The sequence below is a fragment of the Massilia sp. Masssp94 genome (genome assembly GCF_059491305.1).
On record NZ_CP168501.1, the window covers coordinates 6,117,920 to 6,136,758 of the forward strand.

Genomic DNA, 18,839 nt, shown 5'->3' on the forward strand with positions numbered 1-18,839 from the left:
TGCAGCGGCGGCCGCGCACAACCGATCATTTTCCTGATTCTTTCGGCGGCCCCGTTTTGACGACGGCCGGCGCGAGCATAGAATGCAACGCAGAACAACGAACCCGAATCCCGCCATGCCGCTGCTTTCTACCCTGCGCCGATTGCTCCACGCCCCGCTCATCCTGCTCGCCTGTGCGAGCGTCCACGCGCAACCGCTGCCGGCGGCCGTCAATACCGACCCGGCCCGCGCCCAGGTCACGCTGCCGGAGCCCGCGAATCCCGCGCTGCCGTCGCTGGTCCTGATCGGCGATTCTACGGTCCGCAACGGCCGCGACGACGGCCAGGGCAAGGGCGCGGCCGGCCAGTGGGGATGGGGCAATCCGGTCGCCGCCTGGTTCGATCCGGCCAGGGTCAACGTCGTCAACCGCGCCGTCGGCGGACTCTCGAGCCGCACCTACATCACGAGCGGCCACTGGGAGCGCACGCTGGCTTTCGTCAAGCGGGGCGACATCGTCGTCATGCAGTTCGGTCACAATGACGCCGGCGCCGTCAACGACACGAGCCGCGCACGCGGCACGATTCGCGGCATCGGCGACGAGACCGAGGAGATCGACAACCTGCTCACCCACAAGCACGAGACCGTGCACACCTACGGCTGGTACCTGCGCCGGTTCGTGGCCGACATTCGCGCCAGGGGCGCGACGCCCATCATCTGCTCGCCGATCCCGCACAAGCAGTGGGACGCGGCCGGCCACGCGAAGCGCGACCGCGACACGTACGGCGGCTGGGCCGCGGCGGTGGCAAAGGCGGAAGGCGTCGGCTTCATCGACCTGAACGAGGGCATCGCGCGCCGCTACGATGGCTTGGGCCATGACGCCGTCGTGCAGCTGTTTCCGCAGACGACGCCGGACGAGCACACGCACACCAACTGGGCGGGCGCGGTCCTGAATGCGCAAGTCGCCGTGGAAGGCATGAAGGCGTTGGGCGACCCGCGCATCGCCGCGTGGCTGAAGCCCCAGGCACCCGTGAATCCGCAGCCGCCCGTGCGCGAGGATGACCGCCCCGTCGTCGACGCGCGCGCGGTGCGCGACGAGGCACCGCGCGATGCCAGCCTGCCGACCCTGTACCTCGTCGGCGATTCGACGGTGAAGAGCGGCGGCGTGAACGGCGCCATCGGTTGGGGCGAGCGCATCGCACCGTATTTCGATGCCCGCAGGATCAACGTGGTGAATGCCGCGATCGGCGGCCGCAGCAGCCGCACGTATTACACGGAAGGGCGCTGGGACAAGGTGCGCGACCAGTTGAAGCGCGGCGACGTCGTGCTGATCCAGTTCGGCCACAACGACGGGGGCCGCATCGGCGACCCGGCGATGAAGAACCGCGCGTCGGCGCCGGGCACCGGTCCGGAGACCGTCGAGGACACGCGTCCGGACGGCGCGAAGGAACAGGTGCACAGCTTCGGCTGGTACATGGCGCGTTACGTCGCCGATGCGAAGGCGAAGGGCGCCACCGTGGTCCTCGTGTCGCCCGTGCCCCATCGCGACCGCTGGCAGGAAGGCCGCGACTTCGCGACGTTCGCCGACTGGGACCGCCAGGTGGCCGAGGCCAGCGGCGCGCTGTTCATGGACCTCACGCTGCTCGTGGCGGACGGCTACAGGCGGATCGGCGCGGACAAGGTGAACACGCTGTTCGCCGATGCGCGCACGCACACGAATGCGGCGGGCGCCGAATTCAACGCGGAGCGCGTCGTCGCCGGCCTGAAGGCGCTGCCGGGCAATCCGCTGGGCGCTTATTTCGCCGACCGCGCGCTGGCCGCGCAATGAGGTCCGCACTGATCCTGGCGGTGGCCCTGTGCGGATCCGCCCAGGCCGACGACTGCGCCGCGTGGGGCCGGCCCGGCGCGGTGTTGTTCCAGGACGATTTCAGCAAGCCGCTCAGCGGCTGGGTGGCCGAGTATGCGCGCAAGCCGGGCAACGTCGTCGAGAGCCGCGATGGGCGGCTCGTGATGGACGTCGACGGCGGCGCCACCGTGTGGCTCGATCGGCCGCTGTATGGCAATGTGCTGATCAGTTTCACGCGCCGCGTGATCGTCGACGGCGGGAAGAACGACCGCCTGTCCGACCTGAACGTGTTCTGGATGGCGCGCGATCCGAGGCGCGCCGACCTCTTTACGCGCAGCGGCAAGTTCGAGGACTACGACGACCTGTCGCTGTACTACGTGGGCATCGGCGGCAACCGCAACACGACGACGCGCCTGCGCCGCTATGGCGGGGGCCGCCGTGAACTGGTCGCCGACTACACGGACGGCGCGCATCTGCTGGAGGCGAACCGCGACTACCGCATCGAGATCGCGGTCTACGAGGGCTGCACGCGCGTGCGCGTGGACGGCAATACGTGGTTCACGTATCGCGACCCGCATCCATTGACGTCCGGCCGGTTCGGGCTGCGCACGACGTGGTCGCGCCAGGCGGTGGACGACCTGAAAATACAACGACTCGACTGACAGGAGACATGCTTGAAGAACCGTTTGAAGCCCTGCGTGGCAGGGGTGCTGGCCGCCTGCGCGCTGCACGCGTCAGCCCAGCAGGCGCCGGCCCCGCAGGAACAAGGCCCGGCCCCGGCCGACGCCATGCTGCACGCGCTGGACGTGCACTACCCGACGCCTTATCGCGCGATGGACGCGGCCGAGGTCAAGGCCGTGCTGGACCGCGTGTTCGACTACCTGGACAAGGTCACGCCGGCCGCGGTGATCGACCAGCGCACGGGCGTGCCCATCGCGGACCTGTCCACGCCGAACGCGAACGCCGTGCTGAAGCCGGGCGACTTCCGGCTGACGAGCTATGAATGGGGCGTCACCTACACGGGCATGCTGGCCGCCGGCGCCGCCACGGGCGACCGCCGCTACACGGATTACGCGCTCAAGCGCCACGAACTGCTGGCGCGGCTGACGAAGACCTATCTGCCGCTCGTCCAGGCCGACCGCGAGCATGCCGCCGCGCCCATCAAGAGCTTCCTGAACCCGCACGCGCTGGACGATGCCGGTGCGCTGTGCCAGAGCTTTCTGAAGGCGAAGCTCGAGGGGTCGCCGGTGGACTATTCGCAGATGATCCCGATCTGCGGCGACTTCGTCACGAAGAAGGAATACCGGCTGAAGGACGGCACGCTGGCGCGCGGCGGTCCGGACGGCCGCGGCGGCGTGAAAATGCGCCCGCTGCCGGATACGCTGTGGCTGGACGACATGTTCATGGGCGTGCCCACGATCGCGTACCTCGGCAAGGCGACGGGCGATGCGCGTTACTACGACGACGCGGCGCGCCAGGTGCTGCAATTCTCGAAGCGCATGTTCAACAAGAACCTCGGCATCTACATGCACGGCTATGTGGAAGGCTTGCGCGACCACCCGGAGATGCACTGGGCGCGCGCGAACGGCTGGGCCGCGATGGCGATGGTCGAGGTGCTGGAAGTCCTGCCGAAGACGCACAAGGACTACAAGGCCGTACTGGAACAGCTGCGCGCGCACGTCAAGGGGCTCGCCAGCTACCAGACGAAGGACGGCTTCTGGCACCAGCTCATCGATCGCAGCGACACGTACCAGGAAACGTCCGCCACCGCGATCTACGCCTACGCCATCGCACGCGCCGTCAACCGCGGCTATGTCGACGCGCAGGCCTACGGACCGATGGCGAACCTCGCGTGGAACGCCGTCGCGAGCAAGGTGCAGCCGAACGGGCAGATCGAAGGCATCTGCGTGGGCACGGGCATGGCGTTCGATCCCGCGTTCTATGCGTACCGGCCGACGAGCGTGAAGGCGGCGCACGGGTACGGGCCCACGTTGCTGGCCGGCGCCGAGATCATCGCGATGAACCGCAAGTTCAGGTTCGGGCTGAACGACAGTGGGTTGATGTACCAGGGCGTGCGCTGACTCAGACTTCGATGATCAGATCTTCCCGGAACGCGGCCTGCTCGCCCTTGTTCGCATACCCGAGCGGATTCGCGACCACGCGGCAGCGCCAGCCCGTGCCTTCGACCACGTAGTCGTTCGCGCAATGGAGGTGGCCGTGCATCCACACGTCCGCGAACGGCAGCAGGTCGTCCAGCGCATTGCAAAAGCCTGCCGTGCCGGGCGAGATGCCGTAGCGCGGATCGGCGCTGCGCAGGGTCGGGGCGTAGTGCGTGACGGCGATCGTGGTGCCGTGGAACGGCGTGGCCAGTGCGTTGCGCAGCCAGGCCTGGCAGCCGAACGACAGTTCCCGCTGGCCCTCCGCCAGCAGCGGCACGCCATCCACGAGCGTCGTGTTCCCGGAGAGGTAGTAGTTCGCGGCGCGGAATGCCTTTTCGCGCTGCTTGAGCTGGCGCCCGATGTCGGTCTCGGAGACCGCCAGGGCGTCGAAGTCGGCCCACAGCGTCGTGCCGATGAAGCGGACGTCGCCGAGGGTGACGATCGCGCGGTCGAGCCACGTGATGTCCAGCGCGGCACAGGTCGCGCGCAGGCGCGCCAGCGTGGCGTCGAAATCGAGGCCGTCGAATTCGTGGTTGCCGGGAACGTACAGGACGCGCGCCGCGGCGCCCGTCGTGGCCGGGGCGAAGCGACCGAGGCCGAAGTCGTCGGTGTCCAGGCGCGAGCGGGCCTGGTAGGAACCGATGTCGCCGGCGAGCACGACGACGTCCGTGTCGGCGAAGATGGTCGGCTGGAACCCGGGGTCGCGTTCGAGGTGAAGGTCGGAGAAGAGCTGGATACGCATCCAGCAAGTATACCTGTCTTCGCGAACGGACCCCGGTTCGATGCGTTACTTGCCGGCCTGCTGCAGTTTCTCGCCGGCGCGTTCCAGGCCGCGGCCCGTGGCGGCCGTCGCGTCCTTCGCGCCTTCCTTCACGTTCTGCGCGGCTTCGTGCGATTCCTGGCGCACTTCGGCGCCGGCCTGCTGCATCTTGTCGCCGGCGCGGTCGGCCGCTTCCTTGACGTTCTGGTTGGCCTCGTGGGCCGCTTCCTTCGCATTCTCGCCGGCCTGCTGGGCAGCGGCGTTGGCGTTGGCCGCGGCTTCCTTCGACTCGGCGGCAGCCTTGGCGCCCGCGTCGTCGATGGCCTTGCCGGCTTCCTGGGCCGGACCCATGCCGTTCTTGTCCTCGGCCTTGTGGCAACCCGTGACCAGCACGGCGACAGCAAGCATGATGCTCGAAATGGTAGTGGCTTTCATAATGTTCTCCTAGTAAGAAGTTGTCACTTAGATTACACAATTTCGTAAAAATGCGGCGTACGATACGGCTGGGCCGGTTTCGGGCGCCTCGAGGATCACATGGAGAGAACGGAGAAAGGCCTGCCGCGGTTGACCGCGCGGCAACCGTCCGCATCCCGCGGATGGGGAGGGACGGTCGCCGGGAGAGAGGATCAGATGGCCCAGCCGCCCGCGTAGAACGCGGCCAGCGCGAGGGCGATGCTGACGGTGCCGAAGTTCAGCTTGCGCCATTCGCCGGCCAGCACGCGGCCGATCACGAGGGTGCAGAAGCCCAGCATGATGCCGGTGACGATGTTGCAGGAGAGGAGGATGAACACGGCGCATACGAGGCCGGCCAGCGCATCGAGCTTGTCGTCCATGTTCATGTGCGCCACGCTGCTCAGCATCAGCAGGCCGACGTACATCAGCGCCGGTGCGGTGGCATACGACGGCACCAGGCCGGCCAGCGGCGAGAAGAAGATCAGGCCGAGGAACAGCATGCCGACGACGACGGCGGTGAGGCCGGTGCGCGCGCCGGCCGCGGTGCCGACACCCGATTCGATATAGGCCGCTGCCGGTGCGCCGCCCACGAGGCTCGAGAACAGGGAGCTGACCGAATCGGCCGTCAGGGCCTTGCCGCCGTTATGGATGTAGCCGCGCGCATCGACCTGGCCGGCCTGGCCGGCGACGGCGCGGATGGTGCCGGTGGCGTCGAACACGGCGGTCATCACGAGGGCCAGCACGCTGGGCAGCACGGCCATGCTGAGCGCGCCCTTGACGTCCATCGCGCCGATCAGCGACGCGTGGCCCGGGCTGCTCAGTTGCGGCCACGAGAAGATGCCGGTGAAGTGCACTTTCGGATCGAAGGCCAGGCCGAGGGCGGAAATCGCGATTACGACGAGCAGGATGCCGCCCGGGACCTTGCGCTGTTCCAGGCCGAAGATGGCGGCCAGGCCCAGGATGCTCATCAGGACCGGGAAGGAGGTGATCTGGCCCAGCGCGACGGGCAGGCCCGCGCCCGCGTTCTTGACGACGAGGCCGACTTCGCTGGACGCGATCATCAGCAGGAACAGGCCGATGCCGACGCCCGTGCCGTGCGCGACGCCGGACGGGAGATTCTGCAGGATCCACGAGCGCAGGCCCGTGATGGAGATCGCCGTGAAGATGAGGCCCATCAGGAACACGGCGCCCAGCGCGATCGCCGGCGTCAGGCCCTTGCCCAGCACGAGGCCGAACGCGGTGAAGGCGGTCAGCGAGATCGCGCAGCCGACGGCGATCGGCAGCCGCGCCCAGAAGCCCATCAACAACGAACCGAAGGCCGCGGTCAGGCACACGGCCACGTACACCGCGCTGACGTCGAAGCCGGCCTGGCCCAGCATGCCCGGCACGACGAACACGGAATACACCATCGCGAGGAAGGTGGTGACGCCGGCCACCACCTCCGTGCGCTGGGTGCTGCCGCGCGCCGAGATCTGGAAGTACTCGTCGATTTTGCCGGTGGCGGCAGGTGGGGACGTGAAAGTCTCCGCGCGTTCGACGCGCTGGAGTTGAGGCTGTGACATGGCTGCTGCTCCTCTATGTTATCGGTCCCGGCGCGCATTGCTTGGACGCGGCACCGGGTTGTCTCATCGTTATGAGTAGAGAAGCTTAGGGCCGAAGGCGCGCGGCGAACCATGCATCCTATGCATAGGCACTATACGCGTCGGCGTATTGCGTTTGCCGCGATCGCGTTATCGGGCGGTCCGCACGGACAGTTCGACGTCGTCCGCGAACGGCATCGACAGGTAACCGGACGCCGGCGCGCGCATGCGGGCGAGGTAGTCCGGGCAGTGGTCCGCATTGTCCGCGACGATCGCCGCGCCCGGGCGCAGATGCGGTTCCAGCAGCGCGAGCACGTCGGGATAGAGCGCCTTGGCGCCGTCCAGCAGGACGAGATCGATGTCATCCGGCAGGTCGCCGGCCAGCGTCTGCAGGGCGTCGCCCGCGCGGATCTCGACGAGGTCGAGCAGGCCCGCGGCAGCCAGGTTGGCGCGCGCCCGCTCGACTTTCGCCGGCTCGAATTCGCTGGTGATCAGGCGACCGCCGCCATTGTCGCGCAGCGCGGCGGCCAGGTGGATGGTCGAGATGCCGAACGACGTGCCGAATTCGACGATGGTCCGGGCCCGGCTCGAGCGGGCCAGCATGTAGAGCAGGACGCCGGTGCCGCGCGAGACGGGCAGGGCGAGGTCCTTCAGGCGGCCGTACAGGTCGCGGTAATCCGTCTTGCTGCGCATGAGGCGTTGCAGTTCCGCTTCCGGCAGGTCGCGGCAGGCGGCCAGCGGCGATTCGGCATCGGTCTCGGCGAACAGGCGCGCCAGCAGCGGGGCGACGGGGTCGGTGGCAAGGGTAGTCATCGTGGTTCCTTGTGGTGGTGAGTAGGTCCGGTTATTATGCGAATAATCCTTCAGGTTTTCTATTCGCATTCCCGGAGCCCCCGATGACCGAACGCCGCCGCCCCCAGATCGCCTCGCGCAAGGCACCGAAACAGGCCCGATCCAATGAGCTCGTGGCGGCCGTGCTGGAGGCGGCTGTTCAGGTTCTGGCGGCGGAAGGGGCGCAGCGCTTCACGACGTCGCGCGTGGCGGAAAAGGCGGGCGTCAGCGTCGGGTCGCTGTACCAGTACTTCCCGAACAAGGCGGCGATCCTGTTCCGCCTGCAGAGCGACGAATGGCGCCGCACGACGGCCATGTTGTCCGCCATCCTCGCGGACACGGCGCGGCCGCCGCTGGACCGGTTGCGGTCACTGGTGCACGCGTTCGTGCGGTCGGAATGCGAGGAGGCGGCGATGCGCGTGGCGCTGAACGATGCGGCGCCGCTGTACCGCGATGCGCCCGAGGCGCGCGCGGTGCGGCAGTCGGGGGAGGAGGCCGTGCGGACGTTCCTGGCAGAGGCGCTGCCGGGGGCGCCGGGCGCCACGCGGGCGCTGGCGGCCGATCTGCTCACCGATACGCTGTCCGCGGTCGGCAAGCAGTTTTCGGAGCGGCCGCGCGCGCCCGGCGAGATCGCGGCCTATGCGGATGCACTGGCGGACATGCTGTGCGCGTGGTTGGAACGCTTGGGCGCGGACCGTTAGCGACCCAGCACCTTGGCCAGGTACTCGTGATGCGCCGGCACCGTCGCGACAGCCGCCGCGAGCTGGGTCGCGCGCTCGCGCACCCATTCGAGCGACTGTTCCTCCGGAATCAGCTTCAGGGTCGGATCGCTGCGCGCCGGCCAGTTCTGCATGCCCGCGTGGATCGCGAGCCAGCTGTGGCCGTCGAAGCCTTCCTCGTCGTACTGGTGCAGCACGCCCGTTTCGCGCCATGCGTGCAGCTTGTAGGCCAGCGTCTCCGGCAGCTCCGTGGCCGCCATGGCTTGCCAGAACGGCGTGTCGCGGCGCGCGGTCAGGCAGTAGTGCATCAGGATGAAGTCGCGGATGCGTTCGAACTGGCGCGTGAGGCCCGTGTTGTACGCGTCGACGAGGTCCGGCGCGACGGGGCTGCCCCGCTGCAGGAGGGTCATCAAACGGCCGACGCCCACCTGCACGAGGTAGATGCTGGTCGATTCGAGCGGTTCCAGGAAGCCCGTCGCGAGGCCGATGCCGACGACGTTGTGCGACCAGAATCTGGCGCGGTGCCCCGTCGTGAAGCGCAGCAGGCGCGGCTCCGCCAGTGCCTCGCCGTCGAGCTGCTGCAGCAGCTGGTCGCGGGCCTTTTCTTCGTCGATGAAGCGGGACGAGAACACGTGGCCGTTGCCCGTGCGGTCCTGCAGGGGAATGCGCCACGCCCAGCCTGCGTCCAGCGCCGTCGCGCGCGTGTACGGCGTCAGGTTGTCGCCCACGCTGGCGGACGGCACGGCCCAGGCCCGGTCCACGGGCAGCCAGTGCGAGAAGTCGACGAACGGTTCGCCCAGCGTGCGGCCCAGCAGCAGCGAGGCGAATCCGGAACAGTCGATGAACAGATCGCCCTTGACGACGCGGTCGTCGTCCAGCTTCAGCGACGCGATGCCGCCGTCCGGCCGGCGCGCCACGTCGACGACCTTGCCCTCGGTGCGGCGCACGCCGCGCTTCAGGGCGATGTCGCGCAGGAAGCGGGCATACAGGTTCGCGTCGAAGTGGTAGGCGTAGTTGAAATTCGCGGCGTCCTTGCCGGGCGCGCAGAAGCGGTCGTTCATCGCCATCACGGTCGGCAGGCATTGCTCGCCGAACGCGGGCAGGTTGGCGCGCGGGTGCCGGCGGTACTGGCCCCACAGCGACTCGGGGCCGTTCAGCATGCCGAAGTCGCCGAACGTGTGGTAATAGTCCTCGCCCTTGACGCGCCAGTCGCGGAACCGGATGCCCAGCTTGTACGTGCCGTTCGTCGCGCGCAGGAAGTCCGCTTCGGGAATGCCGAGGATCTGGTGGTAGTTGCGGATCGACGGGAACGTCGCCTCGCCGACGCCGACCGTGCCGATGTCCTCCGATTCCACCAGTTCCACCGTCGTGCCCTTCAGGCCCGTCGCGAGGGCCGTCGCGGCCATCCAGCCGGCCGTGCCGCCGCCGAGGACCACGATGCGTTCATAAGTCATGCTGTCTCCTGTTTGTATGCACACTGATTGTACTGATGTCTTTACGGTGTGCAAGGAACTTTTGGCGCCGGACAGGAACTTGTGGCCGAGTGTTGTGAAAACGGTTTCATTCCGGGGTATGATTTGGATGTTCGCGCTAACAAAAAACGTTTACACAAGGAGACAGCATGCAGACGAACATCCTCCGCGCCGTGGCCCTCGCCGCCGCGCTGTGCGCCGGCACCGCCCACGCGGCGCCGTACCCGTTCCAGGATCCGAACCTGGCCCCGCAACAACGCATCGCCAACATCCTGGCGCTGATGACGCCCGACGAAAAGATCGCCGCGCTGTCGACCGATTCCGGCGTCGCGCGCCTCGGCATTCCCAGCTTCGGCAGCACGGAAGGCATCCACGGCCTCGTGCAGCGGGGCGAATCGAAGCGCCAGCGCCAGCCGATCCCGACGACGCAATTCCCGCAGCCGCCGGGCATGGGCGCGAGCTGGGACCCGGAGCTCGTGCGCCAGGCCGGCGCCGTGCAGTCGACGGAAGCCCGCTACATCACGCAGAGCGCGCAGTACAAGCACCCGATGCTGATGCAATGGGGCCCGCAGGCCGACCTCGCGCGCGACCCGCGCTGGGGCCGCAGCGAGGAAGTCTACGGCGAGGACGCGTTCCTCGTCGGGACGATGGCGACCGCGTTCACGCGCGGCATCCAGGGCGACGATCCAAAATACTGGCGCGGCGCGGCACTCCTCAAGCACTTCCTCGCCAACAGCAACGAGAACGGGCGCGGCAACTCGACGTCCGATTTCGACGACCGCCTGTTCCACGAATACTATGCGGCGCCGTTCCGCATGGCGTTCGAGGACGGCGGCGCGCGCGCCCTGATGGCGTCGTACAACGCGTGGAACGGCACGCCGATGGGCGTGCACCCCGTGCTGCGCAGCCTCGTGATCGGGAAGTGGAACGCGGACGTGATTTCGAGCGACGGCGGCGCCATCGGCAACCTGGTGAAACTGTATAAACGGTATCCGGACCAGAAGGCGGCGGCTGTCGCGGGCCTGAAAGCCGGCATCAACCAGTACCTCGACAAATACCAGGACGAGCTGCGCGCGGCGCTGAAGGAGGGGGCCATCACGGTGGCCGATCTCGATGAGGCGCTCGCGCGCAAGTTCCGCACGACGATCAAGCTGGGCCTGATCGACCCGCCGGCCGGCAATCCGTATGCCGCGATCAAGGACGGCCCGGCGCCGTGGGACAGCGCGGCGCACAAGGCCGTGTCGTTGAAGATGGCGCTGGAATCCATCGTCCTGATGAAGAACGACGGCCGCGCGCTGCCGCTCGCGAAGTCGCGCATCAAGCGGATCGCCGTGATCGGACCGCATGCGGACAGCGTGCACTGGGACTGGTATGGCGGAACCGCGCCGTACACGGTGACGGCGCTGGCCGGCATCAAGGCGGCCGTGGGACCGGGCGTGAAGGTGAACTATGCCGCCGACAATGCGAACGACGCGGCCGTGAAGGCGGCGCGCGACGCGGACGTGGCCATCGTCGTCGTCGGCAACGACCCGACCTGCGGCCCGAACATGGCGCACGAGTGGACCGACGCCGGCACGAAGCCGTGCGCCGACCCGGGCGACGGCCGCGAGGGGCGCGACCGCGAGACGCTGGCGCTCGCGCAGGAAGGCCTGGTAAAACAGGTGCTGGCGGCGAATCCGCGCACGGTGATGGTGCTCGTATCGAGCTTCCCGTACACGATCGGCTGGGCGAAGGAGCACGTGCCCGCGATCGTGCAGATGGCGCATGCGTCGCAGGACCAGGGCACGGCGCTCGCGCAGGTGCTGTTCGGCGACTACAACCCCGGCGGCAAGCTCGTGGCGACGTGGCCGGCGGCGGAATCGCAGCTGCCGCCGATGATGGACTACGACATCCGCCACGGCCGCACCTACATGTACTTCAAGGGCCAGCCGCTGTTCCCGTTCGGGCACGGCCTGTCTTATACGACGTTCAAATATGGGAAGCTGCGCACGAGCGCGCCGGCGCTGGCTTCCGGCGGCACGGTCGACGTCGACGTGGACGTGACCAATACGGGCAAGGTGGCGGGAGACAGCGTCGTCGAGCTGTACGCCGCGTGGCCGAAGTCGCAGGTCGAGCGGCCGCGCCAGGCGCTGGTCGGCTTCCGGCGCGTGAACGTGAAGCCGGGCGAGACGCGCACGGTGCGCATCCCGCTCGCGGCGCAGCGCCTCGCGTACTGGAACACGCAGGCGGGCCGGTTCGAGGTCGAGCCCGTGCCCGTGACGCTGATGGTGGGCGAGTCGTCGGCCGACATCAGGCTGACGACGACGCTGCCCGTGAAGCGCTGACCCGCGCCAGGTGACGGCCGAGCCGCCAGCCCAGGCACAGCAGGGTCAGGGTGGGCGGCAGGCCCCACGGTTCGGGGATGACGGACGCGTCGCACACGTACAGGCCCGGCGTCGGCGTCGCGAGGTCCGCGTCCAGCGCCTGGCCGATGGGCACCGTGCCGCCCGGATGCGCGGCGAAATGGTGGCTGGCAAAGATGTGATGCGCGCCGCTGGCTTCCAGGATGCCGCGCGCCTGCGCGATGCCGGCATCGAAGCGGCGCCGGTCTTCCGGCGCCAGCGTCTTGTCGACCCAGCGCGGGCCGACATTGCCTTTGATCTCGTCGCGGATCTTGACCATGATCGTCAACGTGCGGTCGTGTGCCAATAACCGGTCGACCCGGCCCGCCTGCGCCGCGAACGCCTGGTACATGGGGCGGGGCAGCGTGAGGTCGGCCAGGCTGATCCCGGCCTCCGGGTCGTAATGCCCGGCCGCCATCGGCACCTCGGCGCCGCCGCCCTCGATGCCGTCCACCGTGCCCATCACGGCCACGACGGGGTCGCTGAAGAACGGCGCGGGACCACTCAGCAAGCCGGACGCGCGCAGGATGCGCGGGCTGCCGATGCCGCCCGCGGCCAGCACGACGAGGCCGGCGCGGAACGTCTCCGTCCGCCCGCCGACGTTCGCTTCGACGCCCACGGCGCGGCCATCTTCCACCAGCACCCGCGTGACGTGCGCGTGGGTGACGAGCCGCGCGCCGCGCGTGCAGGCGTCGTCGACCAGTTCACGGGCCGACCACTTCGCCCCGAACGGGCAGCCGTAGACGCAGCGCCAGCATCCGGTGCGGCACGCGGCCGGGCGGATCATCTTGTCCAGCTTGCGCCACGCGAGCCCTTGCGCGCGGGCGCCCGCGGCGATGCGTGCGGCCATCGGGCCGACCAGATCGTCCGGCAGCGGCGCCATCGGCAGTTCCGCGCGCCAGGCGGCCAGCGCCGGGGCGAGGTCGATGCCGTGCCTGGCGAACATGGCGGCGGGCGGCGGCGCGGCGGTGGCGAAATTGATGGTCGACGTGCCGCCGGTCGTCAGCGCGCGCACGAGCAGCGACAGGTCGCGGTGCAGGAACGCCCCCTTGCCGGGCACGGCGGCCATGCCGGCCATCTGCGTCAAGGTGCCCGCGAGCGGCGCCGCGCCGCCAGTTTCCAGCATCAGCACGCGGACACCGGCCCGCGCGAGCTCGCGTGCGACGCTGGCGCCGCCGGGGCCGGTGCCGGCCACGATGGCGTCGAAAGAAGGGGAGTTCGAAGACATCCGGCATTGTAGCGTGCACGCCGTCATGCACGCCGGCCCGTTATGTACTATCATAAGTTACATGAGAACCGACAGCAAACTTTCCTCGATCCTGCACCTGCTGCTGCACATGGCCCACAGCGACCGTCCGCTGACGTCGGAAGAGCTGGCGGGCTTCCTGCACACGAATCCCGTGCTCGTGCGGCGCACGCTGGCCGGCCTGCGCGAACGGGGCTACGTCGCGTCGGAGAAGGGACATGGCGGCGGCTGGGCCGTGACCGCCGACCTGCACCGGGTCACGCTGCGCGACGTGTACGACGCGGTGGGCGCGCCGACCGTGTTCGCGATCGGCAATCGCGTCGAGCAGCCCGGCTGTCTCGTGGAACAGGTCGTCAACCAGTCGCTCGGCGATGCGCTCGCGGAAGCCGAGGCGTTGCTGCTCGCGCGCTTCGCGCAGGTCACGCTGGCGGAACTGTCCGAGCGCTTCAACGCGCAGTATCCCCAAGGAGGAGCACATCATGCACACCCATCCGAATGAGTCCGAATTCGACGTGATCGTCGTGGGCGGCAGCTATGCCGGCCTGTCGGCGGCCACGCAGCTTGCGCGGGCGCGCCGGCGCGTGCTGGTCATCGACGGCGGCCGGCGCCGCAACCGCCATGCCGACCGCTCGCACGGCTTCCTCACGCAGGACGGCACGGAAGCGGCGGCCATCGCCGCGCAGGCCCGCGCCCAGTTGCGCGCATATCCCACGGTCGCGTGGGCGAACGAGACGGCGGTGGCGGCTTGCAGCGCCGGCGCCGGTTTCGACGTCGCGCTGCCGGATGGCGGCACGGTGCGGGGCCGCCGGCTGATCCTCGCCACCGGCGTCGCCGACACGTTGCCGGCCGTGGACGGCCTGGAGGAACGCTGGGGCACGAGCGTCTTCCACTGCCCGTACTGCCATGGCTACGAACTGGATGAAGGCGCCATCGGCGTGCTCGCGGCGGGCGAGGCGTCGCTGCACCAGGCGCTGATGCTGCCCGACTGGGGCCAGGTCACCCTGCTGCTGAACGGCGCGTTCGAACCGCAGCCGGATCAGCTGGCGGCATTGGCCCGGCGCGGCGTGGCCGTCGAGCGCACGCCGGTCGCACGCATCGAGGGCCGGGCCGACGTGGTGCTGCGGGACGGACGCCGGCTGCGGCTGGCGGGACTGTTCGTCGCGACCCGCACGCACATCGCCAGCCCGCTGGCCGAGCAGCTGGGCTGCGTGCTGGAAACCGGTCCGCTGGGACCGTACGTCGCGACCGACGCGCAGAAAGCGAGCAGCGTGCCGGGCGTGTTCTGTTGCGGCGACATGGCGCGGCCCGCCGGCAACGTGGCGCTCGCGGTCGCGGACGGCGCGCTGGCGGGCATCGCGGCGCACCGTTCCCTGATTCCGGAGCTGGCCGTCCTGGCGTGACGCGCGGCATGCCTTGCCGCGCCCTTGACGCGCCCTTGACGCCTTACGACGTCATGCGGTTCCAGCCCGACCGCACGGCCGCCTTCATGCGTTCCCACGTGGACGAGCCGCTGCTGCCGTAGCGGGTATCCCAGTCGCTGCGCAGGTCGGATTCCACGTCGTCCCAGTTGCGGCCCTGGTAGCGGGCGTCGCGCCGCATCTCGTCGCCGTAGCGGTAGGCCGGCGCGTAGTCGTCGTACGTGCCGCCCAGGCTGGCGTAATTCGTCTGCCAGTCGTTGCGGTAATAGGTGTCGTCGTCGGGCGCGCTGCCCTGCAGCGGCTGTACCTCGACTTCCGTGTGGCGCACCGTGTCCTGGATGTTTTGCTGGCGCTGGCTGACTTCCTTGCCGACGACGACTTCCTCGACCACGCGCGCGGATTTCTGCACGACGGCTTCCTCGGCCGTTTCGCGCAGTTCGATCGTCTGGTCCTTGAGCGCGGCGACGTCGGCCGGGTTGATCGGCTGGTCGACCGGACGGCGTTCCACGCTGACGTGTTCCTCGCGCAGCGACACCGTTTCGTTCACGGGCGTCTCGACCATGCGCGAGAAGACGCGCACGCCGCCCCGTTCGACCTGGCGCTTGCCGACCCGGACTTCTTCCTGCACGACCGGGATCGCGGCTTTGCCGGTGGTCTGGTCGACGGCCGTCTCGCGCTGCAGCGAGTCCGAACGCACGGTCGAATCCGAGAGGCTGCCCGACAGGTTGCCCGTCTGCGTCCCCGCCTGCATCGAGCCGGCGGCCAGCGACGGCGACGTCTGCGGCTGGTAGGCGCTCGTGCCCAGCGATGCGGCGTTGCCCGCCAGGTCGTGGCGCTCGTCGATGTCGATGGGGCCGAAGCGTTCGATCACGTCGGCGGCGCGTTCCACTTCCGGCTCCGACGACGTGGTCAGGGTCAGCACGTGCTGGCCGCCGGCGACCGCAGTGGAATAGCGGGTCGCATGTTCGTCGTGGTCCGAGCCGAACAGGTTGTCGAAGAAGTGCTTGATCGAGGCGCCCACGCCTTCCTCGTGGGTCGCGCCGAGCGTCGTGCCGGCCGTCGTCGTGGTGCCGGACAGGTCGGCGCTGGAGACATAGACGTTGTCGCGGGTGAAGCCCGATGCCAGCAGTTCGTCCATCGCGTTCTGGGCATCGCTGCGGTTGTCGAACACCGCTACGAGAGTATGTTGCATGATGCGTCCTCCGGTGAATGTCACGTGGGTGAAGTGTCGCCGTGCTCGTCGAAGCGCTCGACGCTGACCTGCTCGGACTTGAGCATGACCGTGTCGACGTGGTGTTCTTCGCGGCGGGTGCGCGTGATGTGGAGCTCTTCCTTGATGCGCAGCCGCCGTTCGACGACCAGCACTTCCTCGAGAATCGGTACCACGAGCGTTTCCCCTTCGTAGCGGGTCGCGGGCGCCTGGTCGAGCGGGACGATGCGGTCCACCGGCACATGGTGGACCTCGACGTCGTCGCGCAGCAGGCGCTCGTCGATCCGGCAAGGGGTCTCGGCGACAGTCTTGTGGATGCGTACGCCGCGACCCGTGTCGACGATCCGTTTCTCGACCCACGCCTCCTCATGGACCACGGGAACCCGCAAGAGCTCCTGTTTTTCCTGATCGGGTTTTGATGAGTCAAGGGACACGGTCCGCCTCCGGGTTCACGACACTGGAGCGACCGAGATTACTCTATTGGCCACGGTTCCCGCGCACCGTTGCCTCCCCACAATCGAGACTGTAGGACAGGACGCTAGACGGCATTACGGCCGACGCAGCGCGGCAAGCACGTCCGCCGGCACCCGCAGTGCCGTCCCGTGGCGCATGCGCCGCGCCGTGCCTTCGTCCGGGAAGTGCATCTGCGCCGTCACGTCTTCCCAATGCACGAGATCGCGCGAGCGCAGCGCGCCGTAGTGCTTCGTCGTGTAGGCGTCGTAGTACACGATGACGTCGTCGCCCACCTGCAGCGCCGTCGGTCCCTCGGTCCACAGGCCGGCGGGCGAGATCGGCGCGCCCAGCGGTTCGAACGGCCCCTGCAGGCCGGCGGCGCGCGCCAGCTGCAGGTATTTACGGGGCGGGTGGCGCGTCTCGTCCTTCACGAGCAGCCAGTCGCCGCGGTTCGTGCGCAGGAACGTCGCGTCAATGACGGAAAAGCCCGGATCGTAGAACAGGCGCGTGGGCGTGAACGTGACGAAGTCGCGCGTCGTCGTGGCGTAGATGCGGTGGTTGTACTTGTTGGCGCCGGCGTCGTCGCCGGCCGCTTCGGATGCCGCGAAGCGGCCCGGGATCGTCGACGACCAGAAGATCAGGTACTCGCCGCGCTTCTCGTCCCACGCGATCTCCGGCGCCCACGCGTTCAGGGTCGTCGGCTCGTGCGCCATCACGGGCAGCTCGCGTTGCGCCGACCAGTGGACGAGGTCCGGCGACGACGCGTAGCCGATGCCCGTCTCGTTCCAGCCGCTCGTCCATACCATGTGGTAGACCCCGTCGGGGCCGCGCACGATGCACGGGTCGCGCATCAGTTTTGCCTTGCCGACTTCAGGCTGGAGATAGCTGCGGCCGCCGTTCAGCGCTTCCCAGCGGTAGCCGTCGACACTCCCGGCCAGGTGCAGGCCGTCCTGGCCGTTGTCGATGAAGTAGGCGAAGACGTAGGCGTCTGTTTGCGATGCCGGTTTGATGCCGGCGCAGCCGGCCAGGGCAGCGAGACCGAGGGTCGAGAGTAAGGTACGGCGTTTCATTTGTGCTCCTCGTCGCCCAGCGGGCGCTCTGCGGTATGGTGGGGACTCGGCGGTACGGCAAACGCCGCGACCGGATCGGGATGGGCGGGATCGAACGCGAAATCGTCGACGATGAAACCGGCGGCCGGCACGCGCGCCTGGCGCAGGCCCAGCACGACGGCCTTCGCCAGCTCGTAGCTGCCATAGCTGTCGTGGTGCGTGTTGTCCAGGCGGCCCGGCGCGGGCTCCGCGAACGCGGCCTTCGAGCCTTCCGGACCCAGCGCCTCGTAAAAGGTTTTGCTCATCGCGTTGAGGTCGATGAACGGCACGTTCAATTCCTGCGCGGACTGGCGCGCGGCCTCGGCGTAATCCTTCAGCGACGGGATCACGCGGCCATCGGCATCGAAGCCGCGCCGCTCCATCGGCGACACGATCACGGGCAGGCCGCCGTGCGCGCGGACGGCGTCCACGTGGGCCTTGATCTCCGCCTTGTACGTCGTGAACGGTCCGCCCTTGCCAGCCTTGATCTGCTTCTGGTCGTTGTGGCCGAACTGCATGAGGAGCGTGTCGCCCGGCTTCATGCCGCTCACGATCTTGTCCAGCCGGCGGCGCGCGAGCGAGTCGCGGTACGTCTCGCCCGATTCGCCGTGGTTGGCGACGGCGATGCCGGGCTTGAAGAAGCGCGGCAGCATCTGGCCCCAGCTGTTGTACGGTTCGGCCGGCTGGTCGCAGACGGTCGAATCGCCCAGCAGGTACAGGGTCGGCACGTGCGCCGGCGCGATGGCGATCGTGCGTACGGCCGGGTGTGCGCCGTTGATTTCCAGGGTCAGGCGCGGGTCCCAGTTCCACGCTTCCTCGACCGTTTCGCGCGGCGCTTTCAGTTTGACTTCGCCGCCGGTCGGGACCTTCGGCGTGCGCACGTTGACGGTGAACGTCTTCGTGACGGTCTCGCCCGGCCTGGTTGCCACGTTTTCCAGCATCAGCCGGCGCAGTTCGGATTTCACCGTCGTCGCGGCCGCGGCCGTGTCGTCGCCCAGCGTGACGGTCACCGTGTAATTCCCTTCGGGGAGATCGACGGAAAAATAATAGGGATGGACGCCGTCCGGCCGGGTGCCCGGCTCGAGGCCGTAGCCGCGCGCGCCGCTGTAGGCGGCGTCGACGGGCGTGTAGCCGGCCGGCGCCTTGCCGGACCCGAAGGCGAATTTCCAGCCTTCGGCGGCATGCGTATTCGCCGCGCAGGCAGCGAGAAGCAGGGCGCTGATCGCCCCGCGGATCGATGGGTTCAT

The 18,839-nt window shown here is 68.7% G+C and carries 16 protein-coding genes and 1 pseudogene; 7 read left to right on the plus strand and 10 right to left on the minus strand.

All coding sequences use genetic code 11. The annotated features are described in order from the left end of the window. Window positions 1–82: 82 nt before the first annotated feature. From ACEN9G_RS26930 to ACEN9G_RS26940, 3 genes are read left to right on the plus strand one after another with little or no spacing between them, the layout of a single operon-like run. The gene (locus ACEN9G_RS26930) at window positions 83–1,804 is read left to right on the plus strand and encodes a rhamnogalacturonan acetylesterase (RefSeq protein WP_483127254.1); all 1,722 of its coding nucleotides are present in this window, start codon (window positions 83–85) and stop codon (window positions 1,802–1,804) included. After that, window positions 1,801–2,484, plus strand: coding sequence for a DUF6250 domain-containing protein (locus ACEN9G_RS26935; protein WP_483127255.1), 684 nt, complete (start codon window positions 1,801–1,803; stop codon window positions 2,482–2,484). Before ACEN9G_RS26930 ends, ACEN9G_RS26935 begins: the two co-directional genes overlap by 4 nt. A gap of 12 nt (window positions 2,485–2,496) precedes the next feature. Further along, window positions 2,497–3,903, plus strand: coding sequence for a glycoside hydrolase family 88/105 protein (locus ACEN9G_RS26940; protein WP_413339928.1), 1,407 nt, complete (start codon window positions 2,497–2,499; stop codon window positions 3,901–3,903). 1 nt (window position 3,904) lies between these two features. On the opposite strand, the gene ACEN9G_RS26945 is transcribed toward ACEN9G_RS26940, so the two are convergent. The 4 genes and pseudogenes from ACEN9G_RS26945 to ACEN9G_RS26960 all read right to left on the minus strand — a co-directional run bounded on the left by ACEN9G_RS26945 (window position 3,905) and on the right by ACEN9G_RS26960 (window position 7,587). Then, entirely contained in the window at window positions 3,905–4,723 is an 819-nt protein-coding gene (locus ACEN9G_RS26945; RefSeq protein ID WP_413339929.1) for a metallophosphoesterase, read from the minus strand. 45 nt (window positions 4,724–4,768) lie between these two features. Further along, window positions 4,769–5,176 carry a hypothetical protein gene (locus ACEN9G_RS26950; RefSeq protein WP_371769226.1) on the minus strand — a complete coding sequence of 136 codons (408 nt, stop codon included), beginning with the start codon at window positions 5,174–5,176 and terminating at the stop codon, window positions 4,769–4,771. Between the two features lie 191 nt (window positions 5,177–5,367). Beyond that, window positions 5,368–6,690: pseudogene (locus ACEN9G_RS26955) on the minus strand (NCS2 family permease); the annotation flags it as partial. Window positions 6,691–6,924: 234 nt separating this feature from the next. Beyond that, entirely contained in the window at window positions 6,925–7,587 is a 663-nt protein-coding gene (locus ACEN9G_RS26960) for an O-methyltransferase (RefSeq protein WP_413339931.1), read from the minus strand. A gap of 83 nt (window positions 7,588–7,670) precedes the next feature. Between ACEN9G_RS26960 and ACEN9G_RS26965 the strand changes: the two genes are divergently transcribed. Continuing rightward, window positions 7,671–8,306: a TetR/AcrR family transcriptional regulator gene (locus tag ACEN9G_RS26965; protein WP_483127751.1), complete on the plus strand. Its 636-nt coding sequence runs from the start codon at window positions 7,671–7,673 to the stop codon at window positions 8,304–8,306. On the opposite strand, the gene ACEN9G_RS26970 is transcribed toward ACEN9G_RS26965, so the two are convergent. Continuing rightward, window positions 8,303–9,778 carry a tryptophan halogenase family protein gene (locus ACEN9G_RS26970; RefSeq protein ID WP_413344809.1) on the minus strand — a complete coding sequence of 492 codons (1,476 nt, stop codon included), beginning with the start codon at window positions 9,776–9,778 and terminating at the stop codon, window positions 8,303–8,305. The genes ACEN9G_RS26965 and ACEN9G_RS26970 overlap by 4 nt on opposite strands. Before the next feature lie 167 nt (window positions 9,779–9,945). Here ACEN9G_RS26970 and ACEN9G_RS26975 point away from each other — a divergent pair, with 167 nt between their 5' ends. Continuing rightward, window positions 9,946–12,120 carry a glycoside hydrolase family 3 C-terminal domain-containing protein gene (locus ACEN9G_RS26975; RefSeq protein WP_483127256.1) on the plus strand — a complete coding sequence of 725 codons (2,175 nt, stop codon included), beginning with the start codon at window positions 9,946–9,948 and terminating at the stop codon, window positions 12,118–12,120. On the opposite strand, the gene ACEN9G_RS26980 is transcribed toward ACEN9G_RS26975, so the two are convergent. Continuing rightward, window positions 12,086–13,405 (minus strand): GMC family oxidoreductase N-terminal domain-containing protein, encoded by a 1,320-nt coding sequence (locus tag ACEN9G_RS26980; RefSeq protein WP_483127257.1) that lies wholly within the window; start codon window positions 13,403–13,405, stop codon window positions 12,086–12,088. The two genes, ACEN9G_RS26975 and ACEN9G_RS26980, sit on opposite strands and share 35 nt — an antisense overlap. A gap of 61 nt (window positions 13,406–13,466) precedes the next feature. Between ACEN9G_RS26980 and ACEN9G_RS26985 the strand changes: the two genes are divergently transcribed. Continuing rightward, window positions 13,467–13,922 carry an Rrf2 family transcriptional regulator gene (locus ACEN9G_RS26985; protein WP_413346544.1) on the plus strand — a complete coding sequence of 152 codons (456 nt, stop codon included), beginning with the start codon at window positions 13,467–13,469 and terminating at the stop codon, window positions 13,920–13,922. Then, window positions 13,903–14,823 (plus strand): NAD(P)/FAD-dependent oxidoreductase, encoded by a 921-nt coding sequence (locus ACEN9G_RS26990; RefSeq protein ID WP_483127258.1) that lies wholly within the window; start codon window positions 13,903–13,905, stop codon window positions 14,821–14,823. Before ACEN9G_RS26985 ends, ACEN9G_RS26990 begins: the two co-directional genes overlap by 20 nt. A 43-nt stretch (window positions 14,824–14,866) precedes the next feature. Here the strand turns inward: ACEN9G_RS26990 and ACEN9G_RS26995 are convergent, their stop codons facing one another. The 4 genes from ACEN9G_RS26995 to ACEN9G_RS27010 form a co-directional block, all read right to left on the minus strand. Continuing rightward, window positions 14,867–16,033 carry a DUF2382 domain-containing protein gene (locus ACEN9G_RS26995; RefSeq protein ID WP_413343577.1) on the minus strand — a complete coding sequence of 389 codons (1,167 nt, stop codon included), beginning with the start codon at window positions 16,031–16,033 and terminating at the stop codon, window positions 14,867–14,869. 20 nt (window positions 16,034–16,053) lie between these two features. Continuing rightward, window positions 16,054–16,440, minus strand: a complete 387-nt coding sequence (locus tag ACEN9G_RS27000; RefSeq protein WP_413343579.1) for a DUF2382 domain-containing protein — start codon at window positions 16,438–16,440, stop codon at window positions 16,054–16,056. A gap of 159 nt (window positions 16,441–16,599) precedes the next feature. Further along, complete coding sequence (locus ACEN9G_RS27005; protein ID WP_413343581.1) at window positions 16,600–17,574, minus strand: glycoside hydrolase family 43 protein; 975 nt, start codon at window positions 17,572–17,574, stop codon at window positions 16,600–16,602. After that, window positions 17,571–18,839, minus strand: coding sequence for a rhamnogalacturonan acetylesterase (locus tag ACEN9G_RS27010; protein WP_413343582.1), 1,269 nt, complete (start codon window positions 18,837–18,839; stop codon window positions 17,571–17,573). Before ACEN9G_RS27010 ends, ACEN9G_RS27005 begins: the two co-directional genes overlap by 4 nt.